Source organism: Streptomyces sp. NBC_01381 (genome assembly GCF_026340305.1).
GTDB lineage: Bacteria > Actinomycetota > Actinomycetes > Streptomycetales > Streptomycetaceae > Streptomyces.
On the sequence record NZ_JAPEPI010000002.1, the window covers coordinates 3,156,662 to 3,182,232 of the forward strand.

Sequence of the window (25,571 nt, forward strand, 5' to 3'; positions counted from 1 at the left end):
GGGCGCTTGTGCGGCCCTGACGGTGGCTTCAGGATGCAGGCATGTCTGAGTCGACGTCAGCATCCGCAGCCGCGCCGGGATCCTCGTCGCCCTCCGTTCTCGCCGCCCTGGTGGCCGGGTTGCGTGGAGGCGCGATCGAAGTCGTCGACCTCACCGCGCCGTTGTCGTCCAGCACCCCGGTCCTTGAACTGCCGCCCGAGTTCGGGCAGACCAAGGTGTTCGAGCTGGAGGAGATCAGCAGGTACGACGACCGGGGGCCCGCCTGGTACTGGAACAACTTCCGCACCGGCGAGCACACCGGCACCCACTTCGACGCACCCAACCACTGGGTCACCGGCAAGGACCTCGCCGACGTCGCCTCGGTGCCCGCCCACCAACTGGTGGCTCCCGCGGTGGTGCTCGACGTCACCGACGAGGTCGCCAAGGACCCCGACTTCCTCATCGAGGTGGAGCACATACAGGCGTGGCAGAACCGGCACGGGGCGCTGCCCGACGGCGGGTGGCTCCTCGTGCGGACCGGGTGGAGCAGCAGGTCGTACGCGCAAGGCCCCTTCCTCAACGCGGATGAGAACGGGCCTCATACGCCGGGCCTGTCCGCCGAGTGCGCCCGCTGGGTGGCCGAGCAGTCGCCGGTGGCCGGGCTCGGCGTGGAGACGGTGGGCACCGACGCGGGCCGTGCGCACGCGTTCGAGCCGGCGTTTCCCTGCCACTCGTACCTCATGGGCAGCGGCAAGTACGGCCTGACGCAGCTGCAGAACCTGGCCGAACTGCCGCCGACCGGGGCCGTCGTGATCGCGGGGCCGCTGCCCATCGTCTCCGGCTCCGGGGCGCCGGCCCGGGTCCTCGCCCTCGTCGAACGGGCGGGGCGGCCGTCGTGAAGGTCGCCGAAGCGGTCGGGCGGGCCCTGGTCGCGGCCGGGGTCGGCCAGGTCTTCGGCGTGGTGGGCTCCGGCAACTTCCACGTCACCAACGCGATGGTGGCGGCGGGCGCGAGGTTCGTCGCGGCGCGCCACGAGGGCGGCGCCGCCACCATGGCCGACGCGTACGCGCGCGTGCGGGGCGCCGTGACCGCGGTCAGCGTGCACCAGGGGTGCGGGTTCACCAACGCCCTCACCGGGATCGGCGAGGCCGCCAAGAGCCGCACGCCCCTCGTCGTGCTCGCGGCGGAGGCGTCCAACCCCCGCTCCAACTTCCATGTAGATCAAGGGGCGTTGGCGCAGGCGGTCGGCGCGCGCAGTGCCCGTGTGACGTCGGCGGCCGACGCCGTCGCGCAGGCGACCGCCGCCGTGCGCCGTGCCGCCCAAGAGCGGTGCACGGTCGTGCTGAACCTTCCGCTCGACGTACAAGCATTGGACGTTCCGGACGCGGACCGGACCCTGGCCGCCGTGGTGCCGCCGCCCCCGCGCCCCGCCGTCGCACCCGCCGACGACGACATCTCGGCCCTCGCCGGGATCCTCGCGCACGCCGAGCGCCCGGTCTTCGTCGCCGGACGCGGCGCGCGCGGGCCCGGCTGCCGCCAGGCCCTTGAGGCGCTCGCCGAGCGCTGCGGCGCGCTGCTCGCGACGTCGGCGGTGGCCCGCGGCCTGTTCCAGGGCAACCCGTGGTCGCTCGATGTGGCGGGCGGGTTCTCGTCGCCGCTCGCCGCCGAGCTGATCCAGGGCGCCGACGTGATCGTGGCCCTGGGCTGTTCGCTCACCATGTGGACGACGCGGCACGGCCGGCTCATCGGCACGGACACGACCCTGGTCCAGGTCGACGACGACCCCACGGCGCTCGGCGCACACCGCCCCGTCCATCTCGGGGTCACCGGCGACGTGCTCCTGACGGTGCGGCAGACGCTCACCGCGCTGGGGGACGGCGGCGGCCGCGGCTACCGCACCCCCGCCACCGCCGAAGCGCTCGCCGCGCGACTCAACTGGCGCGACCTCCCGTACGACGACACCGGCACCCGGGACCGCATCGACCCGCGGACGCTCAGCATCGCCCTCGACGGCATCCTCCCCGCGCAGCGCGTGATCGGCGTCGACTCGGGCAACTTCATGGGCTACCCGACGATGTACCTGTCCGTCCCCGACGAGCAGGGCCTGTGCTTCACGCAGGGCTTCCAGTCCGTCGGCCTCGGACTCGCCACCACGATCGGCGCGGCTCTGGCCCGCCCGGACCGTCTCGCGGTGGCCGCGCTCGGCGACGGCGGGGCGCTGATGAGTGCCGTCGAACTCGACACGGTGCGCAGGCTCGGACTGCCGATGGTGGTCGTGGTCTACAACGACGACGCGTACGGCGCGGAGGTGCACCACTTCGGCCCGGACGGATTCCCCCTCGGCACGGTCGAGTTCCCGCCCACCGACATCGCCGCGGTGGCCCGAGGCTATGGCTTCGAGGCGGTGACCGTGCGCACGCCCGCCGACCTGAAGGCCGTACAGGACTGGGTCGTCGGCCCGCGCACCGCACCGCTGCTCATCGACGCCAAGGTGGTGCGGGAGCACGGGGCATGGTGGCTGGAGGAGGCGTTCCGCGGACACTGAGTGCGCGGCGTGCGGCGCCTAACGCCCGCCGGCCTCCGCCTTTTCCTCCTCCTCGCCCTCGGCGTCGATGTGCGGGAGCACCCGGTCAAGCCACCGCGGGGTCCACCAGGCGGCCTTCCCCAGCAGGGTCATGACGGCGGGCACCAGCAGCAGGCGGACCACGGTGGCGTCGATGAGTACGCTCGCGGCCAGGCCGAGGCCCAGCATCTTCACCACGATGTTGTCGCTGATGATGAACGCGGCGAAGACGCTGACCATGATCAGTGCGGCGCAGGTGATGACCCGTGCAGTGATCTCCAGGGCGTGGGCGACGCTCGCCCGGGGATCCCGGGTGCGCAGCCAGGCCTCGCGGACCCGGGAGAGCAGGAAGATCTCGTAGTCCATGCTCAGGCCGAAGACGATCGCGAACATCATCATCGGTACGTAGCTCTCGATCGGGACCTTTCCCGAGACGCCGAGCGACGGACCGCCCCAGCCCCACTGGAAGACGGCCACCACGACTCCGTAGGACGCCGCGATCGACAGGACGTTGAGTACGGCGGCCTTGACCGCGACGAGCAGCCCGCGGAACACGGTGAGGATGACGAGGAAGGCCAGGCCCACCACCACCGCGATGATCAGCGGCAGCTTCTTGGAGACGATCTCCATGAAGTCGCCCTGCGCGGCGGTCGTCCCCGTGACGTACGTCTGCGCGCTGGTCCCCGACACCGCCTGCGGCAGCACGTCGTCGGTGAGCCGGTTGAGCAGGTCCGTCGTCCGCTCGTCCTGCGGGGCGGCGACGGAGTAGGCCGTCGAGATCAGCACGTCGCCGTCCGATGTGGGCTGGAGCGGGGTGATCACGGCCGCGTCCGGCACATTGGTGAGGGCCTTCTGCGCCTGGGTCTCCAGCGACTGTCTGTCGTTCTGTGGCACGTCGCTCTGGTCGATGACGAGGGTCATCGGGCCGTTCGAGCCGGGCCCGAAGGCGTCGGACATCAGGTCGAAGGCGCGCCGGTCGGTGAAGGACTTCGGGTCCGCCCCGTCGCCGATGTGCCCCAGCTGGAGGGAGAAGACCGGGATCGACAGGACGGCGAGCACGACGACGCCGCCGCCCAGGAACCACCAGGGCCGCCGCTCCACGCGCTGCGCGTAGCGGTGCCAGGTGCCCTGTGCCGTCGCCCCCGGCTCGGCGTTCGTCTCGGCCACGGGGGTCCGCACGCGCAGCTTGTCGATCCGCCGGCCGATGAGGCCGAGCAGCGCCGGGACCAGCGTCAGTGCGCCCAGTACGGCCGTGACGACGGTGACCGCGGCGGCAAGCCCCAGCTTGCCGATGAACGAGATCCCTGAGACCCACAGGCCGGACAGGGCGATGATCACCGTGCATCCGGAGACCAGTACGGCCCGGCCGCTGGTCGCCACCGCGTGCCCGGCCGCCGTCGAGGGGTCCTGGGTGAGCAGGTTCTGGCGGTGGCGGGTGACCAGGAAGAGCGCGTAGTCGATCCCGACGCCGAGCCCGATCATCGTCGCAAGGGTCGGCGAGACCGTGGCGAAGGTGAACGCGGCCGCAAGCAGCCCCAGGCAGGCCAGGCCGCAGATCACGCTGATCAGCGCGGTCACCAGGGGCAGCAGCGCGGCGAGCACACTGCCGAAACCGATCAGCAGGACCACGATCGCCACACCGAATCCGATGGCTTCGCTCGTCCGGTCGTCCGGCTCCGGCCGGGCCAGCTCGCCCAGCGGGCCGCCGTACTCCACCTCCACGCCGGCGGCACGCAGCGGCTGGACGGCGTTGTCGACGCCGTCCAGATAGTCGTCGCCGAGCGTGGAGGGCTGCACGTCGAAACGGACGGTGATGTATCCCGTCTTGCCGTCGGAGGACAGCGGCCCCACGTTGGGCGTGCCGGCGGGCTGCTGCTGCGCGGGCAGCGGGCTCTGCGCGGACAGCACATGGGGGAGCTTCTGCAGACTGCCGACGGCCGAGCCGACCTGGCTGCTCAGGTCGCTGAGCGACTTGGCCGAATCGTGCAGCACGACCTGCGCGCTGTAGCCGCCGGCCGCGGGCTCATGCGCCTTGAGCACGTCGAGGCCCTGCTCGGACTGGGTTCCGGGCAGGGAGAAGTCGTCGGAGTACTCGCCGCCCAGTTTTCCGTTCAGAACCTGCAGGCCGACGAGAGCGGCCAGCCACACCACGATGACGATCACGCAGTGGCGGGCGCACCACTGCCCGGTCCTGCGGAGCCGGCCCCCGCGCGGCGGCGGGCCCACAGGTGACCCCTCGGTCGGGCTGTGCGGCAGGGACATGCTGGCTCCCGGAGGCGTCGATCACTGCCGATTCAACGCAATGCCGGCGCTCTCGGCACCCAGGGGCGGGGAAACGGGTGATTCAGCTTCCCCGGGGATCACCACGGCTGGTTTCCCGGAGGACTACCAAGGCTGGTCCGGAGACCCGTCGGCCTCAAGCCCCCAGCACAACAGCCGCCGCGCGCCCGCCGCGTCCCCGGCCCGCTCGCGCAGCCCCGCAAGCCAGCCAAGGGCCCGGGTGCTCCCGGCGTCCGCGGCCCGCCGGTACAGCCGTTCCGCGCCGCGGACGTCCCCGGTGGCCGCGCGTGACTCCCCAAAGCGCGTCAGCAAAAAGGGATGTCCGTTGTCGATCACCCGCTGGTACAGCCGCTCCACGGCTCGGACGTCCCCGGCCCGCTCGTATCGCTGTGCCAGATGCGCCAGCGCCCGTGTGTCTCTGTGGTCGTCGAGGGCCCGCAGATATATCCGCTCCGAGCCGCGGAGATCTCCGGCCTTCTCGCACGGTTCCGCCAGAGGCAGCAGATTCGGCACGAACCCGAAGGACTTGGCCGTTTCTACGATCGATGCCTCCGCCCCTTCGATGTCGCCGGCCCGCTCCAGCTGTTGCGCCAGCCAGCCGAGGGCCTGGGAGTTCCGGGCGCCGCGGGCCAGCGCGGTCAGTGCTTCAGGCAGCATCCTCGCCCACCCTCCTGAGCGGTCCGATCAGCCCCGGGGAGCGCCCTGTGCCACCGAGGCCCGACACGTTTCATTTCATCAGACACGAACCTCTGGCGACTCCGGTTCCGCTATGCCACCGGCGAGTACCGGATCGCGGAGATGTCGAACTGCAGCCGCACCTTCTCGCTCACCATGGTGCCGCCCGCCTCCAGACGCTGGTTGTAGACCAGGCCCCAGTCGGTGCGGTCGATGGTGGTGGTGCCGTCGAAGCCGGCCCGCTCGTAGCCGAACGGGTCCACGACCGAACCGAGGTAGTCGAGTTGCAGCTCGACGGGCCGGGCGATCCCGCGGATGGTCAGGTCCCCCGCCATGCGGAAGGTCTCTCCGCCCTCATGGACGGTGGAGGTGCTGCGGAAGGCCATCTCCGGGTGGCGGCGCGCGTCGAAGAAGTCGGCGCCTATGAGGTGTGCGTCCCGCTGCTCAACCCCCGTGTCGACGCTGCCGACCTGGATGACGATCTCGGCACTCGACGCGGCGGGCCGGTCGCCGTCGAAGTGCAGCGTGCTCGTGTAGTCGGCGAAGGCGCCGCGCACCGTCGTGACCATCGCGTGCCGCACGGAGAATCCGATGCGGCTGTGCGGCCGGTCGATGGTCCACTCGCCCGTCAGCGCACGCAGCGCCGGGTCAAGTGCCGCACCGGCGCCGGAGGAAGGGGTTCTGGGGCCGAAAGACGGCGTCGGCTCGAGGGTCGCGGTCTGGCGACGGCTGAAGATACCCATAATGTCGTCGTCTCCTTAGGATTGATCACTCCGTGTTATCACGGCGGAGACTTGCTTTACGGAGAGAGATGGGAGGTCTCGTCCGGGTTCCATGCCCCTGACTGCAAAGATGCACAAGATCGACACGGATGTGAATGCACGGGTGGGTGGCCTGACATCACACAGGGTCACGGTGGTGCTGTGTCAACTCCCGTCGGCGGCAGACGAGTCCGCGCTCACCGGGGAGGTCTGCTGCTTGTTCCCGCGGAAGCGACCGGCCCCCATCCGGACGCTCGGGTCCAGCCCGCCCGTCCCTGGGCGGCTCTCTGCTTCGTACGCATCGTCGCCATGGCCATCAGGGCGATTGCGGCGGGCGACAGCAGGCCGACGGTGACGGAGAAGCCGTAGCCTTCGGGCGGCCAGTGCGGGGCGAGGCCGGCCCGCAGGGGAGCGGCTTCTGCTCCTGTCGCGGCCGCGGAGTGCGCGGCTCCACTTGTCGTCTGGGTGCGGCCGCGACATTCCACCACGCCGCTGCCGGGCTCGACCGGGGGCCGGCTCCTGGTGCTGCGTACCGTCGTCGTATCGTCCCCGGCCACGCAGAAAGGCATGGCGCATGAGCAGCAGTACCTCGCCCGCGGAGCGGCCCGAGAGGCCCGAGCGGGCCTTCCCCACGCCGCACGGGCTCGTCGGCGTAGGAGTCGTCGTCCTCGACGCGAGCGGGCGCGTGCTGCTCGGGCTCGGGCACGACGGGCGCTGGGAGTTGCCGGGCGGCAAGGTCGACCCCGGCGAGAGCTTCGAGGACGCGGCGGTGCGTGAACTGGCCGAGGAGACCGGCCTGTCGGCGGATGCGAAGGATGTCCGGATCGGCGCGTTCTTCGTGGACGGGGAGCGCGGTGTGACCCGGGTGACGGCCGGAGCACTCGTGACGACGGCTTCAGGTGCCCCGGCCGCGGTGCGCGAGCCGGACAAGATCGAGCGGTGGGCCTGGTTCGCGCCCCGGGACGTACCCTCCGAGCTCTTCGCGCCGTCGGCCGCCGTACTGCTCGGATGGCGGCCGGAACTGGGCGTGGCAGCGTCCGGTGCGTTCCACCGCTATCCCACTGCCGCCGGGTGACGTCACGCCTCGCCCGGCCAGGCGGCGAACCGGCGCAGCCCGTAAAGCAGCGGCTGGGGCGGTTCGTCGGCGAGTTCGGCGTCCATCACCTCCCCGAAGACGACGGTGTGCGTGGACACGGTGGTGAGTTCGCTGACCCGGCACTCGGCGACGGCGAACGCGTCATGGGCCAGCCAGGGCAGGCCCTCGGTGCCGAGGCGCTTCCAGTGCACCCGGGCGAACCGGTCGTCGACGGGGGAGGAGAAGACCTCCGCCGCCGACCGGGCCCCGGCGTGCAGCAGGTTCAGCGCGAACCAGCCCCGCTCCCGCACCGCCGCCAGGGTGCTGCTGCCCGCGGTGAGGCAGACCAGGACCGTCGGCGGGACCATGGTCACGCTGCACAGCGCGGAGCAGGTCGCGCCCCGCGGTTCCCCGAGTTCGTCGATGCCCGTCACCACCGCGACACCGGTCGGGAAGCCGCTCATCAGGGTCCGGTAGCGGTCGCCTTCGACGGGCCCGGTCTGCCTGCGCCCGTTCATGCGCTGTGCAGGCGGCTCAGATAGTCGTGGTGCGACGGCAGCGTCGCGAGCAGTCCGCGCTGCTCCTCCGCGACCCGCGCGAAGAGCGGCCGGGCCCCTCCAGGGACTCGGTGCGGTGCAGCAGCGCGGGCAGCGGGTGCTCGGGCTGCAGGCCGAGACCGGAGAAGATGCAGTAGTAGCTGCCGTTGGTCCAGAAGTTGCGGAACTCCGCGTCGAAGTTGCCGTAGTACTCGCTCTCGCCGGCCGTCGGTGCGTTGACGGGCAGCCCCGCCCGGTACATGGCGATCTTCTCCTGGATCTGGTCGGAGAGCTTCAACTCCTTGTTGGCCCGCCAGAATTCGGTGTCGTTGCGGGGCGCGAGCGCGAAGTGTGCCTGCAGGAAGTCGCTCACGGCGTCGACGGCGGCCGGGGCGGAGCGGGCGCGCGCGGAGCTCAAAGGCTATCTGCGCGACCGGGTCACGGCGCGGGAGGCCGACCCGCGTGACGCGCTCCTCGACGACCTGATCGCCCAGCAGCGCTCCCAAGGGGGCGTCGACCGCGACGAGTTGGCGGGCATCGCGCTGGTGCTGCTGATCGCGGGACACGAGACGACGACCAACATGATTTCCCTCGGCACGCTCGCCCTGATGGAACACCCCGGGGAACTGGCGGAGTTGAGAGCGGACGGTGCGCTGCTGCCCGGCGCCGTCGACGAACTGCTCCGGTTCCTGTCCGTCGCGGACGGCCTGCTCCGCGTGGCGGTCGCGGACATCCCCGTCGCCGACCGGGTGATCAGAGCAGGTGACGGGGTGGTCATGGCCACGTCGCTGATCAACCGCGACGCCAGGGCGTTCGCCCGCCCGGACGTGCTCGACGTTCGGCGCTCGGCCGCTCAGCACGTTGCCTTCGGCCACGGCGTCCACCAATGCCTGGGCCAGAACCTGGCGCGCGCGGAGCTGGAGATCGCCCTCACGGCGCTCCATACCCGTGTGCCCACGCTCGCGCCGAACGTGCCGACGGACCAGGTGCCCTTCAAGCCGGGCGGCACGATCCAGGGGCTGCTCGCCTTCCCGGTCACCTGGTAGCCGCCGCCCCCCCGCACTGCGTCAGGCGCGGGATTCGTCGTCGAAGCTGGCGAAGTACGCGGCCGCCATGTCCTCGTCCCCGTGCCCCTGCGCGGCGGCGCGGCGCAGGCGTTCGGCGCCCGCGGCGGCCACGTCGAGGCGGACGCCGTGCCGCTCGCCCGCCTCGACGATCAGGCGGGCGTCCTTCGCCGCGGTGGTCACCGCGAAGGCGGCGGGTGTCAGCCGGTCGCCCAGGATGAGATCGGCCTTGGCGTGCAGATAGCCCATGTCGAGCGGGCCGCCCGCGATGACGTCGAAGAAGTCCTGCGGGTCCACGCCGAGTGCCCGGGACAGGGCGAGGGCCTCGCCCGTCGCGTTCGTCGCCGCGATGACCCAGCTGTTGGCCACCAGCTTGAGCCGCGTAGCGCTGCCCGCCGCCCCGTCGTCACCGGTCCACACGGTCCGGGCGCCGACGGCGTCGAAGACGGGGGTCACCACGTCCCTCTCCTCGACCGGACCGGCGGCCAGGACAAGGAGCTTTCCGGCCTCCGCTGGCTGCCGGGTGCCGAGCACGGGGGCGTCGTAGAAGGGGAGTTGATAGCTCTGGGCGAAGGCGGCGAGGTCACCGATGGCCTCGATGCCCGCGGTCGTCGACTGCACCCACACCGTGCCGGGGCGCAGACCCGGGACCGCCTCCCGCATGACCTCCAGGGCGGAGGCGCCGTCGTACAGCATGGTGAGGACGGCATCGGCGCCCCGCACCGCGTCGGCGGGGGTGTCGGCGACGTACGCGCCGTCGGCGGCCAGCGGCTCGGCCTTGGCGCGGCTGCGGTTCCAGGCCCGGACGCGATGCCCGGCGCGGGCGAGGTTGCGGGCCATCGCGGTGCCCATGATGCCGGTGCCGAGGACGCTTACGGTGAGCTTGTCGTTCATGGCATCAACCTACTGATCCGCGCCGCACGAGTCAGTCAGGGGCCTCCTCGCCAGGACGAAGATCGCTCTCTACGGTGGCACAAGTGATGCTTGGGGGAAGGCGCCCCGAGCGCGGAGCGAGGGGGAGCCCTGGATGGCGAGCGAAGAGCCCGATGTGCCGAACGGACCGGAGCCTTCGGTGATGCACACGCACAACGACCTGTCAGGAATCGTGCACGGGCCCGTCGTCCAGGCGGGGCAGGTGCACGGAGGCATCACCTTCAACGTCCAGCAGGCACAGGCCCCCGGACCGCACGTCACACCGGACCAAGTCCCGCCCGTCCTGGGGAGTTTCGTCAATCGGCGGGACGACATCGCACGACTCGACGGCTGGTTCGGCGCGGGACGCTCGGAGCGGAGCCGGGCCCGGGTCGGCCTCGGGCTCCTCTACGGCCTGCGCGGAGTCGGCAAGACATCGATGGTCTGCCACTGGGCGGCCGAGCAGGGTCGCGCGCTCTTCCCCGACGGGCAGATCTACGTCGACTTCGCCTCGCTCGGCGGTCCTTCGGGCGGCAGCGATGTGTCCGAGGCCGCGCGCAAGTGCCTGCTGGCGATCGGGATCGGGGAGTCGTACATTCCCGCGATGTACGAGGACCGCGTCGCGCTGTTCCGGTCGCATTCGGCGCCGCGCCGGTTACTGATGGTCTTCGAGAACGTCAGCCACCCGGCCCAGGTGCGGTCGCTGATTCCCAAGGGGCCCGGCAGCGTCGTGCTGGCCACCAGCCACGCCCGCCTCGGTGAACTCGCCGTCTCTGGGGCGAAGTTGCTGCCCGTAGAGCCGTTTGGCCACGGCAGCGGCATCGAGTTGCTGGCCGAGCTGTGCGGCGACGATGCCGTGACCGACGAGGAGGAGGCGGCCCGGCACCTGGTCGAACTGTGCGCGGGTCTGCCCGAGGCGCTCAGCGTGCTCGCCGCCCGACTGCTCGCCGGTCCGAGGCTGACCATGACGTGCCTTGCCCGTGAACTGGCCGACGAGAGCGGCCGGTTGGCGGGGATGGCGGTGGGGAAGGAGCGTTCCGTGACCGCGGTGTTCGATCTCACCTACCGGGAGCTGTCGCCGGAGGCGTCCCGGATGTACCGGCTCGTGTCCTGTCTGCCGGGAGGGTCGTTCGACGCAGGGGCCGCGGCTGCCACGGCTGGGCTCGGCACGGACACCGCCCGCTCCCTCCTCGACGCCCTGGAGGAGGTGCGGCTCCTCGACCTGGCAGAGGACGGCCGCTACCGCTTCCACGATCTCGTACGCCTGCACGCGCGCGAGCGCGCCGCCCAGGAGGAGACGCGGGGCACACTGCGCGCGGCGGTCGAGCGCATGGTGACGCACTATCTCGCCCTGACCGCGTTCGCCGACCGGGCCGTCAGAGCCGACCGGCTGCGCATCGCCGATCTCGCCGACCTCCTGGCGGACGCGCCCGACCCCTTCGCCGCCGACGGCTCACCGGCCCCGCTGGACTGGCTCGAGGCCGAACACCCCAACATCCTCGAAGTGTTGCGCACGGCCTTCGACGAGGGCCTGTTCACGCAGGTGTGGCAGCTCTCCGAGGCGTTCACGGTGCTCTTCCTCCACCACCGGCATCTCGCCGCCTGGAAGGAGTCACTGGAGCTGGGCGTGGCGGCCGCGGTGGCCGACGCCACGCCGGTCCCCGCGGCCGAGGCGAGGCTACGCAGCCTGCTCTCCCGCCCGCTGATGAGCCTCGGCGAGCACGAGGCGGCCCGCGTCGAACTGGAGAAGGCCGTGGCCTGCGCCGAGGTGTCGGGGCACCCCGTGGTGCACGCCTCCGCCCTGGAGTTCGCCGGACGCCTCTGGGAGCGCACCGATCTGCCCCGGGCCATGGCGGCGTACCGGAAGTCCCTCGAACTCAACGTCCAGGGAGGGGAGTTGCGGGGAGCGGCGATAGCGACGTACTTCCTGGGCCACGCACAGGCCGCCCACGGCGATCACGCCGACGCCCTGGACACGCTGCGGGAGGCGCACCGGGCGCTGACGGCCTGCGAGGACCCGAGGATGGCGGCGCGCGTCCTGATCGCCATCGCCGCGGTGCACGAACGACACGGCAGGACCGACGAGGCGATCGCCGCCCTGGAGGACGCGGCGGGTGCCCTGCGCGCACTGGAGGCGTTCCACTACGAGGCCGAGGCGAGGGTGGCCATGGCCAAGATCCTGGAGGCCCGGGAGGAGGACTCGGCGCGGCGCCGCGCTCTGGTGCGGAGGGCGGCGGAGATCTACGAGTCCGAAGGCAACCCGGAGGCAGGGGAGTTGAGGCGGTGGCTGGGGCGGATGTCCGGTGAGGGGGATGTGTGAGGTGTGGCGGACGAGGCTGTCTGACACCCGCCGAGCCCGCAGCGGACAGGAGCTCCGGACGCCCCGGAGCGCCGCCTAGCCGAGGGGTTCGGTCGTCGCTTGGGGGCGGATGCGGAGGGCGATGTCTTCCTCGCGTGCGTCGCCGATTCGTAGCGTCGTGATGGTGTCTGTCAGGGGAAGGTCTGCGCGTAGGCAGGTGTAGAGGGCGGCGGCTGCGAGGCTGTGTTCGGATGGTGGTCCGGTCAGCGACGCCTTCGCTGAGCGGGATGCCGGACGTGCGTTGGAGGTCGGGGCGCCTGGCTCAGTCGAGGGGCTTGGTCGTCGCCTGGGGTCGGATGCGGAGGGTGACGTCTTTCTCGCGACGCGCGTCGCCGATCCGTAGCATCACGGCGGTGTCCGTCAGGGAAGGTCCGGGCGTAGGCAGGTGTAGACGGTGGCGGCTGCGAGGCTGTGCCCGGACGGTGGTCCGGTCAGCGGCGCTTTCACACAGTGGGGCGCCTGATGTGTGTTGCAGGTCAGGCGTGCGGCTCGGTCGTCGCTTGGGGGCGGATGCGGAGCGCGACGTCTTCCTCGCGTGCGTCGCCGATTCGTAGGGTCGCGATGGTGTCTGTCAGGGGAAGGTCCGCGCGTAGGCAGGTGTAGACGGCGGCCGCCGCGAGGCCGGCGGCGGCTGGTGGTCCCGTGATTGCCGCCTCCACGAGACGCCCGTCCCGGAGAGCGGCCAGGCAGCCGCCGCCGGACAATGTCGACGCGGCGAGCAGTGCGCCGGGGTAGCGGTCGAGGGTGTCATGCGCCCAGTTGATCGCTTCGGTGGCCGTCGCGGCCGGGTCGCGGCGCAGCAGTACCGACGCGCTCTCGGTCAGCCGGGTGTCCCGCTCGGCGTCGTCGCAGGCCAGGTGCGTGAACGTGCCGGGCTCCTCGCCCGCCGTGTCGCCGACTGCCGCCGGATGGCGTCGCACGACGACGGTCGCGGGGTCCTGGTCCCGGATCACCGATGTGGTCACCGTCCAGGACGTGACGACGTCGGCCGCCGGTTCGGGGCGTGGTGGCGGCGACGGGGCGGGCGGTGCGGTTCGCGGCTCCGGCAGCTCCATCAGCCCGTACACCGCCGTCCGCAGCCGGGCGAGCGCGAGACCCGGTTCGGCGAAGGCGTGGTCGGCCACGGCGGCGTACCGCCCCGGGGCGGGCGGACGGAGCGCGTGGCGCAGTTGGGCGTACAGATCGCCGTGCGGGTCGAACCGGGGCGCGGTACGGCCGAGTTCGGCGATCGCCGTGCCCGGCACGGAGTCGTGGCCGAACGCACCGAGCAGGACGGGCTTGCCGAGCGCCGCCCCGTACAGCGTCACCGAACCGTGATCGCCGACGACCGCCGATGCCGCGACGAGCACCGACTGCCACGCGCCCACCGGCGGAACCAGCAGCAGGCCCGCCTCCAGGGCGGCGGCGGCCTGCACGTTCCGGATCTGCCAACTGCCGTGTGCCGCCCAGATGTTGGGGTGGACGATCGCGGCCACCCGGTACTCGTCGCAGGGCAGCGCGGCAAGCAGCCGCGCCGGGAGATCGGGCGTCCGGCCGAGCAGCGAGGTGCTGCCCCAGGTCGAGCTGAGCACCACCAGATGCTGGTCGTCGCGCAGGCCGAGCGCGCGTCGGTACGCGGCTGCCCGCCCCGCGCCGGCGCGCAGTTCGTCGTAGACCGGGTCGCCGACGAGCAGGGTGCGCCCCGCTGCCTTCGGATGGGCGGCGACCAGCTGCTCCTCCTGGGCCGGATGGGAGAGGGCCAGCCAGGCCCGGCCTGCTTCGAGCAGCCTGTCCGGTACGACACCGGAGAGGCGGTCCCGCGCCGAGCGCGAGTCCGGCACGAACTTCTGGAAGCCGATGCCGTGCGGCAGGACGAGGACCGGGCACGCGCCGTCGGGCACGTCTATGTTCTCGCTCGCCGAGACGATCAGGTCGGGCGTGATCCGGCCTAGCTGATCCCACGGCATGACCCGGCAGCCGGAGGCGTGCAGCAGATCGAGGACTCCGTCGTTGAAGGCGGAAGTGCCGTCGTACGCGAAGACGACGCTCACCCGGCTGTCGCCGCGCAGCAGGGCCGGCAGACACTCCAGGACACGCGCCGTCGACGTCACCGTGCGAGCGGCTACGACCAGGGTCTTCTCACTGCGGAAGGTGGTCCAGCGGTCGGCGTCGTGCCCGACGGGGACGCGCAGGGGCCCACCGCCGTTCATGCCCGCCCAGAGGCGCGCTGCAGAACAGCCCGCCCGTCACGCGCCCGCCCGTCACGCCGCTGGCTGCCGCCCGACCGCCGCCGCTGGCTGCTGGCCGCCCGGCTGCTGGCTGCTGGCCGCTGGCCGCTGGCCGCTGGCCGCTCGCCGCTGGCCGCTCGCCGCTCGCCGCTCGCCGCTCGCCGCTCGCCGCTCGCCGCTCGCCGCTCGCCGCTCGCCGCTCGCCGCTCGCCGCTCGCCGCTCGCCGCTCGCCGCTCGCCGCTCGCCGCTCGCCGCTCGCCGCCATCGTCGACCTATCGCAGTTCAAGCCGCGCCACAACCTTTCCCCGAGAGCCCCTCCGATGAGCTGGGCACACGTTACCGGCGCAGCCCGCCAAGGCGCCGTGCGGGCTCCGGCGCCGTCACCTGCGGGCCCGACGCCCGGCGACCCCCGCGAGCAACCTGCCGCGCTGTTCCCCGGACGCCGCGAGGTCCGCGCCCACCAGAGCGAGCGCTGTCGCGCCGTCCAGCACCGCACGGTCGGCGCCCGGTGTCTTGCCGTGCGCCCACCGTCCGCCGCAGGCTGCGCCGTCTCACGGACGCGGGTGTCCTCGCCTTCCGCTGCGACCTCGCCGCCCCACTGGCAGGACACCCGGTGCCGGTGACCCTGCTCGCCCAGGCACCGGCCCGCGACATGGGCGTCGTCCACCGCACGCTCGCCGCCCTCCCTGAATGCCGACTGGTCGCGGGCGTCACCGGTCCCGCCAACGTCCTCGCCACCCTCTGGGTCCACGACATCGCGGACATCCAGCGCCGCGAGACCGCGCTCTGCGCCCGTCTCCCCACCCTGACCGTCACGACCGCATCGTCGGCCTGCACACGGTCAAGCGCATGGGGCATCTGCTGGACGCCGCGAGCCGCCGGACCGGCATACAGCCGATCTCGCCCTGGTAGCAGGGGTGTTGTGTCGGGTGAACGCCCACAGCAGGAGGCCGAGGCAGCTGAACGCGGCCCCCAGTGCGCATACGGCTCCCCAGCCGGCCACCGTGTAGAGGGAGGTCGCGGCGATGGCGCCGGTGGCGCTGCCGATGGAGTAGAAGACCATGTACCCGCCGATCAGCCGGCTGCCCGCGTCCGGGTGCAGGGCGTAGATCAGGGTCTGGTTGGTGACATGGACCGCCTGCACGGCGAGGTCCAGCAGGATCACGCCGACGGCGAGCGCCCAGAGCGAGCTGCGGGTGAAGGCCAACGGCAGCCATGAGGCGGCGAGCAGGGCGAGCGCGATGCCGGTGGTCCGCCCGGAGAGCCCGCGGTCGTTCAGGCGGCCCGCCACGGTCGCGGCCAGCGCGCCGGCGACACCGATCAGGCCCAGCGCCCCGATCGCGCTGTGGGACAGGAAGTACGGGGCCTCGCTGAGCGGCAGCGCGACGCTGCTCCACAGGGTGCTGAAGGCGGCGAAGACCAGCAGGCCGAACAGGGCCCGGATCCGCAGCAGTCGTTCCCGTGCGAAGAGGGTGACCGTGGAGCGCAGGAGTTGTCCGTAGCGCAGAGGTGTCGGCGGTACGGCACCGTGGCGCGGCAGCACGCGGCACAGGACCAGGGCGAGCAGCGTGGTGAGTGCTGCCGATGCGAGGTAGACGGAGCGCCAGCCCGCGAGATCGGCGATGAGTCCGGATGCGGTGCGGGCGAGCAGGATGCCGATGACCACACCGCTGGTGACGAGACCGACGACCCGTCCGCGCCCGGCGGCAGGCGCCAGTGACGCCGCGAAGGCCACCAGCGTCTGCGTGACGACTGCGAGAAGCCCCATCGCGGCCATGCCCGCGAGCAGGACCGCCGCCGTGCGGGCGACGGCCACCACGACCAACGCCCCTGCCAGGAGCAGAAGTTGGGCCACGATGAGCCGTCTGCGGTCGGCCATGTCGCCCAGCGGCACGAGGAAGAAGAGGCCGAGGCCGTATCCGACGTGCGTGAGGGTGACGACGCCGCCGACGAGCGCCGGGCTCATGGCGAGGTCGTGGCCCATGGTCACCAGGAGCGGCTGGGAGAAGTAGACGTTGGCCACCGCGGCGCCGCAGGCGACGGCGAACAGGATGACGACGCCGCGGGACAGGGCGAACGTGGGGCCTTCCCTGTCTCGGTCCTCGGTCCGTCGTGGCGCAGCCTTGCAGTTGCCGGGCATCAGCACTCCTCACGTACTTCTCCGCCGTCTCCGCGTATCTGGTTTCATCTTGCTACCAGTGACGGTGACAGTAGCCCCGCTTGGTAGCATGTTGCAACCAATGTGAGAGTGAGGGGCGCCATGGTGACCAGGACCCGCTTCGACGACAGTGAATGCCCCGTCGCCCGGTCGGTCGACGCGATCGGCGACTGGTGGTCCCTGCTGATCGTGCGGGACGCCTTCGACGGAAGCCGGCGCTTCGGGGAGTTCCAGCGCAGCCTCGGCGTCGCCAAGAACATCCTCACCGCGCGCCTTCGCACCCTCGTCGCCGGCGGTGTCCTCGAATCCGTCCCCGCGTCGGACGGCAGCGCCTACCGCGAGTACGTACTGACTCCGAAGGGCAAGGCGCTCTTCCCCGTCATCGTGGCCCTGCGGCAGTGGGGCGAACAGAACTTCTTCGCCCCCGATGAACCGCACTCGGAGCTGGTCGACCGCCGGGAGGGGAATCGCCTCCGCGCACTGGAGGTGCTGTCCGCGGACGGCCGACGTCTTGACCCCGACGACACCGCCGTCCACAAGGTCTCGGCCCAGTGAGCCGAGTCAATGAGCCGAGTCAGTGAGCCGAGCCGGTGAGCCGAGTCAGTGACCCGCGTCAGAGCGCCGCGCCGAAGGCCTGCGTCCACCAGGGGCCGCCGGAGCCGTTGTGGATGCCCACGCCGAGCTCCTTGAAGGAGCAGTTGAGGATGTTGGCCTTGTGGCCCTCGCTGTTCATCCAGGAGTCCATGACCGAGGCCGGGGTCTGCTGGCCGCGTGCGATGTTCTCGCCGTACGTGCTCCAGCGGTAGCCGGCCGCGGTGATGCGGTCGCCGGGGTCCTTGCCGTCGGGGCTCGTGTGGTCGAAGTAGTCGCGGGCGGCCATGTCGGCGGAGTGATTGGTGGCCGCGGTGGCGAGCTTGCTGTTGGAGGTGACGGGGCCACAACCCGCCTTGGAACGCTCGGTGTTGACCAGCGCGATGACCTGGTCGGCGACGCCGCTCGGCGTGGCCGGCGGCGGGGCGGCGGTCTTCGTCGGCTTCGGCGTGGGCTTCGCCTTGGTGGGGGTCGGGGAGGGCTTCGCCTTCGTCTTGGTCGGCTTGGGCTTGGCCTTGGCCTTGGTCTTGCTCGGCGACGCGGAGGGCTTCGGCGACTTGCTCGGGCTCTTGGAGGGCGAGGCGCTGATGGGGGACTCCGTGGCCGCCGCGGTGGAGGGCGAGGTCTCCTCCGACTCCGGAGTGGCGAGGACGTAGGCCGTACCGCCGCCGATCAGCAGGGCGGCGGCAGCGGCCGCCACGGTCGCGTTGCGACGGCGGCGCCTGGTGCGCCGCAGGCGGGCCCGGCCGCGTGCCGACGGGGCGGCCGAGTGGGCGGCCGAGGGCGCCGCGTGGGCGTTCGCCACCGTGACGAGGCCCGGTGCCGCGACCCGGTCCGCGAGCGCCGCCGCCACCGGGACCAGGCCGAGGGCGATGAGCAGCCGCTCCGCCGGCACCAGGTTCGACCAGTGGCTCGCGCAGGCCGCGCAGTCGCGGGCGTGCCGGGCGAGCCGCTTGCGCCAGAGGGCGGAGGGTGCGCCGTCCCAGCCGGCGGCTATCTGCTCCAGCTGGACACAGCGCGGATCGGCCGCCAGCGCGCGCACCACCACGCGGGCCGTCTCCAGCTGGGCCTTCATCCGCTGCACCCGTACCGCAGTGTGCTGCGGCGTCTGCTCGAGCGCGGCGGCGACCTCGACCCTGGAGAGCTCGCCCGCGGACTCCAGCCACCACAGGGAGAGCAGCGCGCGGTCGTCCTCGTCCAGCCAGCGGGTGGCCTCGGCGGTCTCGCGGCGCTGGCCGGAGAGCCCGAGGCGGGCGATGGTCAGGTCGACGAAGTCGGCGCCCGGGTCGACCACGTCGTACGCGTCGGCGAGCCCACCGCCGGCCGGTATCGGCTCGGCCCCGCGCCCGCGCCAGTGGCCGCGAATCTGATTCATCGTGATGGCCACGAGCCAGCTGCGGAAACTCTCCGGGCTGCGCAGCCCCTCAAGGCCCGCGAGCACGCGGAGCATGGTCTCCTGCACCACGTCGTCCACGTCCGCGTGGCCGTTCAGGGCCCGGCCGACGATGTTGTAGACCAGCGGCAGGTACTCGGCGACGAGGTCGTCCTGTGCCTGCTCGTTCCCCGCCCGTGCCGCCATGATCATCGCGACTTCACGTTCACTGCTCACGGTTGTCCACTCTCTGTCCTGGGACCTGTCTCCTCCGACAGAAGGGGAGATCCCTGGTCTCCGCCCCGATAACAGAAACCTGAGAGACAGCGGGAAATTGACCGCGGTCTTTACGGACAATGCGCCCAAGGTGGGCCAAATGCTCCCCGTGGGGGTGCGGTTGCCGTCCCTCCTGCCCGCGAACGGTGCCACGACACCGGCGGCCGGCGCCAGCAAGAGTGGGGGATGCCACGATGTGGGGGCAGGAGGCACGCGTGGGCACAGGGGGAACGTATGGAAGAGGCGAGCGCTCGGCCTCGTCGACGCAAGGCGCTGTTCTGGCTGCTCGCCGGATGCGTGGTGTGGACGCTGGCGGTGGTCGTCTGGGCCGCCGTCGCCCTGCTCACCCCGGACGCTCCACCGCCCGAGGAGGCGGTGGAGCGCAGGGCCGCGATGCATCACGACCAGCATCACCCGGGCACGCGCTTCTATGTGCCGACGTACGCCAAGACGCGGCAGGACGGCACCTCCGTGCTCCGGTACCGGGTCGGCAACAGCGACGACTCGGGAGTCGCCGACTTCCTCCGGACGTACGACATCACCGCCGAGCCGCGGCGGACCGGCCCGTCCGAGGAGCGGTACGCCGACCGCTTCGACGGGGTGCGGCGCACCGTCACGGTCGTCTACGCCCAACCGGCCGACGACGAAGGCCACTTCGACTCGGCGGCGCGGATCACGGTCAGGGCGCGGTGAGACGCGCCAGGACCGAGTCCAGGCTTTCCTGCTGTCCGGTGCCTCAGCCGACGCATGCCCCCAGGGCCTCGATGAGCCGCCTCGCGCGCGCGTCGCCATGGCCGATCATGCGGTTCGCCGTGTAGGCGAAGCCGACCCCGAACTCGTCGTCGCCGAAGGCGAATTGGCCGCCCGAGCCGTCGTTGCCGAAGCTGCGGGCGCCGAGCATCGGGCGGAACCGGGGCGCGTCGAGCAGGAAGCCGGCGCCCCAGCGTGCGCCCAGGTCGGGGAAGCCGGACCAGGACGGGCCCGCCGTCAGCTCGCGCAGCGCGTCGGTGACGGTGTCCGCCGCGAGCAGCCGGGGCGCGCCGTCGACCCCGGTCGCCGCGGCCGCGTACAGCGTCGCGAGACCGCGCGCCGACGACACCGCGCCCGCGCCGGGAATCTCGGCGCGCAGCAGCGCCGGGTCGTTCCAGCCGTGCGGTTCGTCGAGGCCGGGGAAGGCGAACGCCCCGTTCATCGTGACGATCCGCATCACGAGCGACTCGGGGTCGGGGTTGCCGGGGCGGCCCGCGGCCTCGGTGAGCCGGGCGAGGTGGGGCATCTCCTCCTTGGGCAGACCGATCCACGTACGCAGCCCGAGGCGGTCACCGACGGCCTCGCGGAAGTACGCGCCCGGTGTGCGCCCCGTGATGCGGCGGATCAGCTCACCGAGGACGAAGCCGAAGGTGTGCCCGTGGTACTCGTGGGCGGCGCCCGGCTCCCACAGCGGCTTCTGCTCCTCGATCGCGCGGACCACCGGCGTCCACGCGGTGATCTCGTCGAAGGTGAGGGAACGGTCGAGGGCGGGGAGTCCGGCGCGGTGCGCGAGGACCATGCGCGGGGTGATCGTCTCCTTGCCGCCGCGTGCGAACTCCGGCCAGTGCACGGCCACCGGAGCGTCCAGGTCCAAGCGCCCTTCCTGGGCGAGCAGATGGACGCAGACACTGACGACGCCCTTGGCGCAGGAGAAGACCGGTACGACGGTGTCCTCGTCCCACGGGCGCCCGGTCCGCTCGTCCGCGACACCGCCCCACAGGTCGACGACCTTGCGCCCGTCGACGAACACCGCGACGGACGCGCCGAGTTCACCGGACTCCTCGAAGTTGTCGGTGAACGCGTCCGCGACCGCCCCGAACCGTTCGTCGGCCCATCCGCCGTGCTCCACCGTGACTCCTCATCCGTTGATCATCGACCGGGTCACGGTATGAGGCGGTGGCGTCCTGCTCCAGCGATTTTCAGTTGACCCCTCGCTCGCGCCCCTCCCAGTAGGGCCGGCGCAGCTTGTACTTCTGGAGCTTTCCGGTGGCCGTGCGGGCCAGTTCGGCGCGGAACTCCACCGAGGTGGGGGCCTTGAAGCCGGCCAGGTGTGCCTTGCAGTGCCGGATCAGGTCCTGTTCCCTGGCCTCGGTGCCGGAAGCGAGGACCACCAGCGCCTTGATCGTCTCGCCCCATTTCTCGTCCGGCACCCCGATCACCGCGACCTCGGCCACCGCGGGATGGCTGAACAGGACGTCCTCCACCTCGATCGAGGAGACGTTCTCACCGCCGGTGATGATCACGTCCTTCTTGCGGTCGCTGATCGTGAGGTGCCCGTGCTCGCCGATGCTCCCGCCGTCGCCCGTGTGGAACCAGCCGTCCTCGAGGGCCTCGGCGGTCTCGGCGGGCTGCTCCCAGTAGCCCTCCAGGATCACGTTCGAGCGGGCGAGTACCTCGCCCTCGTCCGAGGTCCGCAGCGTCACCCCGAGGGCGGGCGGACCGGCCTGCACCAGCTTCTCCGCGCGCTCCCGCGGCTCCAGGCCGTCCCACTCGGCGCGCGTGCGGTTGATCGTGAGGAGCGGGGACGTCTCGGTGAGGCCGTAGATCTGGATGAACTCCCAGCCGAGCTCGGACTCGACCCGCTCGACCGTCTGGGTGGGCGGCGGCGCCCCCGCGACGATGACCCGCACCCGGTCCCGGCCGGGGATCTCCCCCTCCCAGGACTGCGCGGCGGCAAGGACCGCGTTGACCACCGCGGGCGCCGCACACAGCACGGTGACGCCGTGCTCGGCGACGCGGCGCAGGATCTCCGTGCCGTCCACCTTGCGCAGCACGATGTGGCGCGCGCCCATGCCGGACATCGCGAACGGCATGCCCCAGCCGTTGGCGTGGAACATCGGCAGCGTGTGCAGATAGACGTCCCGGTCGCTGACACCCGCGTGCAGCGCGAACGTCAGCGCGTTCACCCAGATGTTGCGATGGGTGATCTGTACGCCCTTGGGGCGGGCCGTGGTGCCGCTGGTGAAGTTGATGGTCGCGGTGGCGTTCTCGTCGGGCTCCCAGGGCTCGGGCTCGGTGCCGAAGCGGTACAACTCAGCATCGGCGGCCGCCCCGAGCGTGAAGCGGTGCGCGCAGTCCACGCCCGCCAGACGCTCCGTCAGCTCGGGGTCGACCAGGAGCACACTCGCCCCCGACCGTCCGACGATATGGCTCACCTCGTCGGCCGTGAGCCGGAAGTTCACCGGCACGAGCACCCTGCCGTATCCGCTCACCCCGAAGAACGACGTCAACAGCCGTGCGCTGTTGGGTGAGACCACCGCGACCCGCGCGCCGTGCGGCACCCCGAGCGCGTCGAGCCCGGCGGCCTGGGCCCGCGCCAGCTCACCCACCCGGTGGTAGGTGAGCCCCTGCCAGGGCTCCGCGGGCTGATCCGGTTCGTCGACGATGCCGACGCGGTCCCCGTACACGGTCGTGGCGCGGTCCAGAAAATCAAGGGCACCGAACGGGACGAACATCCTGGCCTCCCGAGCTCAAAGTGATGTACGGCGCCCATAGGACCATGGACACCGCACACCACATACTGGCTCACGGGCTAAGGCGCGGGAGGCTGCTGGGCCTGTGGCGCGTCCTGCAGTCGCCGCAGGGACGCCACCAGCTGATCCACCTCCTCGGACGTGTTGTAGAGGGCGAGCGACGCACGGGCGGCGGACTCCACGCCGTAGTGGGCAAGGGCGGGCTGCGCGCAGTGGTGTCCTGCGCGGATGGCGATGCCGTCACGGTCGAGCCAGTCGGCGACGGCCGCCGGATCGTGCCCCGCGAGGGTGAACGTGAGGACCGCGATCCGGTCGGGCGCCGAACCGAGGACGTCCAGGCCGGGCACCGTCGACATGGCCTGCGTCGCGTACGCGAGGAGCGCGTCCTCGTACGCGGCGACGGCGTCCCGGTCGAAGGACGTGAACCAGTTCAGCGCGGCAAGCAGGCCGACCGCGCCCGAGATGTGACCGGTGCCGGCCTCAAGGCGGTGCGGGACGGGCGCGAACGTCGTCCGCCCGAACTCCACGGACTCGATCATGTTGCCGCCGCCCTGCCACGGGTTCATGGCCTGGAGGATCTCCGGTTTCGCGTACAGGGCGCCGATGCCGGTCGGGGCGAACAGCTTGTGCCCGGAGAAGGCGTAGAAGTCAGCGTCCAGATCTGTCACGTCCACCGGGAAGTGCGCGACGGCCTGCGCCCCGTCGACCAGGACCTTCGCGCCGTAGCGATGCGCGAGTGCGGTCATCTCCTTCACCGGAGGGACGGTGCCGAGGACGTTCGACGCGTGGCTGATGGCGACCAACTGCGTGCGGTACGAGAGGAGATCGGCGTACGCGTCCTGATCGATTTCCCCGTCGAGGGTGAGCGGGATCGGGACGACGCGGGCCCGGGTCTCCTTCGCGAGCAGCTGCCACGGCACGATGTCGGAGTGGTGTTCCAGGACCGGCACCAGAATGTCGTCCCCGGGGCCGAGGTTCGCCCGGCCCCAGCTCTGGGCGACCAGGTTGATGGCCTCGGTCGTCCCGCGTACGAAGACGATGTCGTCCGGCGAACCGGCCCCCAGGAACCCGGCGACCGCGGCCCGCGCCGCCTCGTACAGCTCGGTGGCCTCGCGCGCCATGGTGTGCGCGCCGCGGTGGATGTTGGAGTTGGCGGCGGAGTAGTAGGCACCGAGCGCCTCGATGACCTGGCGCGGCTTCTGCGTGGTGGCGCCGTTGTCGAGCCAGACCAGGGGGTGCCCGTTCACCGTGCGGTGCAGGATCGGGAAGTCCTTGCGGGCCGACTCGGGGGAGAAGGCGGGTGGTTGGGGGCCGGGGAGCGCGGCGGTCGTCGGGTCCGCGAGCAGTTCCTGGGCCGACGGCACGGGCGGCGTCGCCGGGACCCCCGGAGTCGGCGGCACCTCCGGAACCGTGCCGCCCGAAGCCTCCGCCAGCCCCGGCAGCCGACCCGTGAGGTCAGGAATAGTCATGGTAGTTCGACACCTCGACGTTCTGCAGGACGGCGATGGCGTCCTCCACCAGGACCGCCGTGTTGAAGTACGCCGTCATCAGGTACGACGTGATGCCCTTCTGGTCGACGCCCATGTTCCGCATGGACAGGCCCGGTTCGACCTCGTCCGCGACGCCCGCGGGACGCAGCCCGACCACGCCCTGCTCGGCCTCGCCCGTCCGCATCAGGAGGATCTCGGTGGTGCCGACGGAGACGCCGGAGCCGTTGGAGAACCGCACCTTGTCCGACGGCAGCAGCGGCACGCCGCGCCAGGTGAGCAGCGGGCTGCCGAAGCGGCTGTCGATCACCGGGGGCACACCGCGCCGCGTACATTCGCGGCCGAACGCGGCGATGGCTTTGGGGTGCGCGAGGAAGAAGCCGGGCTGCTTCCACACCTTGGTCAGGAGCTCGTCCAGGTCGTCGGGCGTGGGCGCACCGGTGCGCGACTGGACGCGCTGCCCGGCGGAGACGTTGTTGAACAGGCCGTACTCGGGGTGGTTCAGGAGCGAGGACTCCTGGCGTTCGCGCAGCGCGGCGACGGTGAGGTTGGACTGGGCCCGGGTCTGGTCGATGGGGCCGTTGTAGAGGTCGGCGACCTTGGTGTGCACACGGAGCACCGTCTGCGCGAGGGTCATGTGGTACTCGCGCGGCGCGTCCTCGTAGTCGACGAACGTGCCCGGCAGGTCGACCTCCCCGACGTGCCCCGCGCTGAGGTCCACCGGCACCTCGGCGCCCGGCGTCATCATCTCGCCCTCCGCGTACGCCGCGCACGCGCCCCGCAGCGTCTCGTCGCGGTCGATGAGTGCCGCGAGCGCGCTGCGGTCCGCGCAGAGCGCGATGCCGGGGGTGAGCGCCTTGACGCGGTAGGGCATCGCCTCGGTGCGGGTCCACGCGCCGAGGTCGAAGAACTGTCCGTCACCGATGACTTCGAGCAGCGCGTCCTCGCCGTACCGCCCCGTCACCCGCTTCTCGGCCCGGCCCCGTACGACGACCCAGAGCCGGTCGGCGGGGTCGCCCTCCTGGGTCAGGACCTGACCGGCCTCGAAGGTGACCTCGGTGAAGGCGCCGGCGAGCTCCGCGAGCAGCGCGTCGTCGGCCTCGCGGAGGTAGGGCACCTCGCGTAAGTCGCCCGCCACTACGCGGTGCGAGTCGCCTTCCTCGTACGTGGTGATGCGGTCGTCGCCGAGCACGAAGGTGCGGCGGCGGTTCACCCGGTAGGTGCCCGACTCGACGTCCACCCACGGCAGCGCGCGCAGCAGATAGCGCGGGGTGATGCCGCGCATCTGCGGGGTGGTCTTGGTGGTCGTCGCGAGTTGCCGTGCGGCATCCGGGCCGAGGGTCAGACGGTCGGTCACTGGAACCTCCTGGAAGACGGTGCGAAGACGGTGCTCTGGGCGTGTGGCGCCGATCGTCTTCTCGTCGTTCCCGGGCCGCAAGTGGCGATTTTTCAGGGCTGATTGAGGAAAGGCCTGAAATGGCTGACCTACCGGTCACGAACCCCAGGCAGACCTTTCCATACGACCCCCGGGAATTCCCCGCACGGCAGATATCAGGCTCAAATCAGCCCAATACCGGAACTAGGCGCCCCTGCAAAACGCGCTTATGGCTCACCGCTCGGCCGTGGATTTCAAGCCGCCGCGGGTGGCCGGGTCTTGTGACCTTGTGCCGGTCTCGTCATACTCGGCGCCGTTGCCGGGCGGGACGCGACCACGTCACTGCTTGGCATGCTCATGTCTGTAACTCCCCGGGGCCGCCCCACTGGAACGGCTC

At 71.6% G+C, this 25,571-nt stretch carries 21 protein-coding genes; 7 read left to right on the plus strand and 14 right to left on the minus strand.

What is annotated here, in order from left to right:
- The first annotated feature begins 41 nt into the window (after nucleotides 1-41).
- Complete coding sequence (locus tag OG453_RS35450) at nucleotides 42-878, plus strand: cyclase family protein (RefSeq protein ID WP_266872647.1); 837 nt, start codon at nucleotides 42-44, stop codon at nucleotides 876-878.
- A complete protein-coding gene (locus OG453_RS35455) occupies nucleotides 875-2,524 on the plus strand; it encodes a thiamine pyrophosphate-binding protein (protein WP_266872648.1) in 1,650 nt (549 codons plus the stop codon). The genes OG453_RS35450 and OG453_RS35455 overlap by 4 nt, the downstream gene beginning before the upstream one ends.
- A gap of 18 nt (nucleotides 2,525-2,542) precedes the next feature.
- On the opposite strand, the gene OG453_RS35460 is transcribed toward OG453_RS35455, so the two are convergent.
- The 3 genes from OG453_RS35460 to OG453_RS35470 form a co-directional block, all read right to left on the minus strand.
- A complete protein-coding gene (locus OG453_RS35460; RefSeq protein ID WP_266872649.1) occupies nucleotides 2,543-4,804 on the minus strand; it encodes an MMPL family transporter in 2,262 nt (753 codons plus the stop codon).
- Nucleotides 4,805-4,927: 123 nt separating this feature from the next.
- A complete protein-coding gene (locus OG453_RS35465) occupies nucleotides 4,928-5,479 on the minus strand; it encodes a lipopolysaccharide assembly protein LapB (RefSeq protein ID WP_266872650.1) in 552 nt (183 codons plus the stop codon).
- 110 nt (nucleotides 5,480-5,589) lie between these two features.
- Nucleotides 5,590-6,240 carry a YceI family protein gene (locus OG453_RS35470; RefSeq protein ID WP_266872651.1) on the minus strand — a complete coding sequence of 217 codons (651 nt, stop codon included), beginning with the start codon at nucleotides 6,238-6,240 and terminating at the stop codon, nucleotides 5,590-5,592.
- Nucleotides 6,241-6,832: 592 nt separating this feature from the next.
- Here OG453_RS35470 and OG453_RS35475 point away from each other — a divergent pair.
- Nucleotides 6,833-7,333 (plus strand): NUDIX hydrolase, encoded by a 501-nt coding sequence (locus OG453_RS35475; protein WP_266872652.1) that lies wholly within the window; start codon nucleotides 6,833-6,835, stop codon nucleotides 7,331-7,333.
- A gap of 2 nt (nucleotides 7,334-7,335) precedes the next feature.
- Here OG453_RS35475 and OG453_RS35480 read toward each other — a convergent pair whose 3' ends face one another.
- The gene (locus OG453_RS35480) at nucleotides 7,336-7,851 is read right to left on the minus strand and encodes a flavin reductase family protein (protein ID WP_266872653.1); all 516 of its coding nucleotides are present in this window, start codon (nucleotides 7,849-7,851) and stop codon (nucleotides 7,336-7,338) included.
- A 16-nt stretch (nucleotides 7,852-7,867) separates the two neighbouring features.
- On the minus strand, nucleotides 7,868-8,242 hold the full coding sequence (locus OG453_RS35485) for a tryptophan 7-halogenase (protein ID WP_266872654.1): 375 nt from the start codon (nucleotides 8,240-8,242) through the stop codon (nucleotides 7,868-7,870).
- Here OG453_RS35485 and OG453_RS35490 point away from each other — a divergent pair.
- The gene (locus OG453_RS35490; protein ID WP_323178701.1) at nucleotides 8,199-8,915 is read left to right on the plus strand and encodes a cytochrome P450; all 717 of its coding nucleotides are present in this window, start codon (nucleotides 8,199-8,201) and stop codon (nucleotides 8,913-8,915) included. The genes OG453_RS35485 and OG453_RS35490 overlap by 44 nt on opposite strands.
- A 21-nt stretch (nucleotides 8,916-8,936) precedes the next feature.
- Here the strand turns inward: OG453_RS35490 and OG453_RS35495 are convergent, their stop codons facing one another.
- The gene (locus OG453_RS35495; RefSeq protein WP_266872655.1) at nucleotides 8,937-9,827 is read right to left on the minus strand and encodes an NAD(P)-dependent oxidoreductase; all 891 of its coding nucleotides are present in this window, start codon (nucleotides 9,825-9,827) and stop codon (nucleotides 8,937-8,939) included.
- A 133-nt stretch (nucleotides 9,828-9,960) separates the two neighbouring features.
- On the opposite strand from OG453_RS35495, the gene OG453_RS35500 reads away from it, so the two are divergent.
- Nucleotides 9,961-12,165 carry a hypothetical protein gene (locus OG453_RS35500; RefSeq protein WP_266872656.1) on the plus strand — a complete coding sequence of 735 codons (2,205 nt, stop codon included), beginning with the start codon at nucleotides 9,961-9,963 and terminating at the stop codon, nucleotides 12,163-12,165.
- Nucleotides 12,166-12,680: 515 nt separating this feature from the next.
- Here the strand turns inward: OG453_RS35500 and OG453_RS35505 are convergent.
- The 3 genes from OG453_RS35505 to OG453_RS35515 all read right to left on the minus strand — a co-directional run bounded on the left by OG453_RS35505 (nucleotide 12,681) and on the right by OG453_RS35515 (nucleotide 16,558).
- Nucleotides 12,681-14,393, minus strand: coding sequence for a hypothetical protein (locus OG453_RS35505; protein ID WP_266872657.1), 1,713 nt, complete (start codon nucleotides 14,391-14,393; stop codon nucleotides 12,681-12,683).
- A complete protein-coding gene (locus tag OG453_RS35510) occupies nucleotides 14,390-14,698 on the minus strand; it encodes a hypothetical protein (RefSeq protein WP_266872658.1) in 309 nt (102 codons plus the stop codon). The genes OG453_RS35505 and OG453_RS35510 overlap by 4 nt, the downstream gene beginning before the upstream one ends.
- Nucleotides 14,699-15,253: 555 nt before the next feature.
- Nucleotides 15,254-16,558: an MFS transporter gene (locus tag OG453_RS35515; protein ID WP_266872659.1), complete on the minus strand. Its 1,305-nt coding sequence runs from the start codon at nucleotides 16,556-16,558 to the stop codon at nucleotides 15,254-15,256.
- A gap of 114 nt (nucleotides 16,559-16,672) precedes the next feature.
- On the opposite strand from OG453_RS35515, the gene OG453_RS35520 reads away from it, so the two are divergent.
- The gene (locus OG453_RS35520; RefSeq protein WP_266872660.1) at nucleotides 16,673-17,125 is read left to right on the plus strand and encodes a helix-turn-helix domain-containing protein; all 453 of its coding nucleotides are present in this window, start codon (nucleotides 16,673-16,675) and stop codon (nucleotides 17,123-17,125) included.
- 58 nt (nucleotides 17,126-17,183) lie between these two features.
- Here OG453_RS35520 and OG453_RS35525 read toward each other — a convergent pair whose 3' ends face one another.
- Nucleotides 17,184-18,770 (minus strand): sigma-70 family RNA polymerase sigma factor, encoded by a 1,587-nt coding sequence (locus tag OG453_RS35525; RefSeq protein ID WP_266872661.1) that lies wholly within the window; start codon nucleotides 18,768-18,770, stop codon nucleotides 17,184-17,186.
- 273 nt (nucleotides 18,771-19,043) lie between these two features.
- Here OG453_RS35525 and OG453_RS35530 point away from each other — a divergent pair, with 273 nt between their 5' ends.
- Nucleotides 19,044-19,502, plus strand: coding sequence for a hypothetical protein (locus OG453_RS35530; protein WP_266872662.1), 459 nt, complete (start codon nucleotides 19,044-19,046; stop codon nucleotides 19,500-19,502).
- A 43-nt stretch (nucleotides 19,503-19,545) separates the two neighbouring features.
- On the opposite strand, the gene OG453_RS35535 is transcribed toward OG453_RS35530, so the two are convergent.
- The 4 genes from OG453_RS35535 to OG453_RS35550 form a co-directional block, all read right to left on the minus strand.
- On the minus strand, nucleotides 19,546-20,688 hold the full coding sequence (locus OG453_RS35535; protein WP_266872663.1) for a serine hydrolase domain-containing protein: 1,143 nt from the start codon (nucleotides 20,686-20,688) through the stop codon (nucleotides 19,546-19,548).
- A gap of 70 nt (nucleotides 20,689-20,758) precedes the next feature.
- A complete protein-coding gene (locus tag OG453_RS35540) occupies nucleotides 20,759-22,294 on the minus strand; it encodes an AMP-binding protein (protein WP_266872664.1) in 1,536 nt (511 codons plus the stop codon).
- A 77-nt stretch (nucleotides 22,295-22,371) separates the two neighbouring features.
- Entirely contained in the window at nucleotides 22,372-23,781 is a 1,410-nt protein-coding gene (locus tag OG453_RS35545; protein ID WP_266872665.1) for a cysteine desulfurase, read from the minus strand.
- On the minus strand, nucleotides 23,768-25,156 hold the full coding sequence (locus OG453_RS35550) for a family 2B encapsulin nanocompartment shell protein (RefSeq protein WP_266872666.1): 1,389 nt from the start codon (nucleotides 25,154-25,156) through the stop codon (nucleotides 23,768-23,770). Before OG453_RS35550 ends, OG453_RS35545 begins: the two co-directional genes overlap by 14 nt.
- Nucleotides 25,157-25,571: the final 415 nt, after the last annotated feature.

Bases quoted from the DNA above. Each gene is read 5' to 3' on its own strand.
- OG453_RS35495 (WP_266872655.1), bottom strand. From the start codon at position 9,827: ATGAACGACAAGCTCACCGTAAGCGTCCTCGGCACCGGCATCATGGGC.
- OG453_RS35540 (WP_266872664.1), bottom strand. From the start codon at position 22,294: ATGTTCGTCCCGTTCGGTGCCCTTGATTTTCTGGACCGCGCCACGACC.
- OG453_RS35465 (WP_266872650.1), bottom strand. From the start codon at position 5,479: ATGCTGCCTGAAGCACTGACCGCGCTGGCCCGCGGCGCCCGGAACTCC.
- OG453_RS35480 (WP_266872653.1), bottom strand. From the start codon at position 7,851: ATGAACGGGCGCAGGCAGACCGGGCCCGTCGAAGGCGACCGCTACCGG.
- OG453_RS35500 (WP_266872656.1), top strand. From the start codon at position 9,961: ATGGCGAGCGAAGAGCCCGATGTGCCGAACGGACCGGAGCCTTCGGTG.
- OG453_RS35530 (WP_266872662.1), top strand. From the start codon at position 19,044: ATGGAAGAGGCGAGCGCTCGGCCTCGTCGACGCAAGGCGCTGTTCTGG.
- OG453_RS35460 (WP_266872649.1), bottom strand. From the start codon at position 4,804: ATGTCCCTGCCGCACAGCCCGACCGAGGGGTCACCTGTGGGCCCGCCG.
- OG453_RS35505 (WP_266872657.1), bottom strand. From the start codon at position 14,393: ATGAACGGCGGTGGGCCCCTGCGCGTCCCCGTCGGGCACGACGCCGAC.
- OG453_RS35470 (WP_266872651.1), bottom strand. From the start codon at position 6,240: ATGGGTATCTTCAGCCGTCGCCAGACCGCGACCCTCGAGCCGACGCCG.
- OG453_RS35545 (WP_266872665.1), bottom strand. From the start codon at position 23,781: ATGACTATTCCTGACCTCACGGGTCGGCTGCCGGGGCTGGCGGAGGCT.
- OG453_RS35520 (WP_266872660.1), top strand. From the start codon at position 16,673: ATGGTGACCAGGACCCGCTTCGACGACAGTGAATGCCCCGTCGCCCGG.
- OG453_RS35475 (WP_266872652.1), top strand. From the start codon at position 6,833: ATGAGCAGCAGTACCTCGCCCGCGGAGCGGCCCGAGAGGCCCGAGCGG.
- OG453_RS35450 (WP_266872647.1), top strand. From the start codon at position 42: ATGTCTGAGTCGACGTCAGCATCCGCAGCCGCGCCGGGATCCTCGTCG.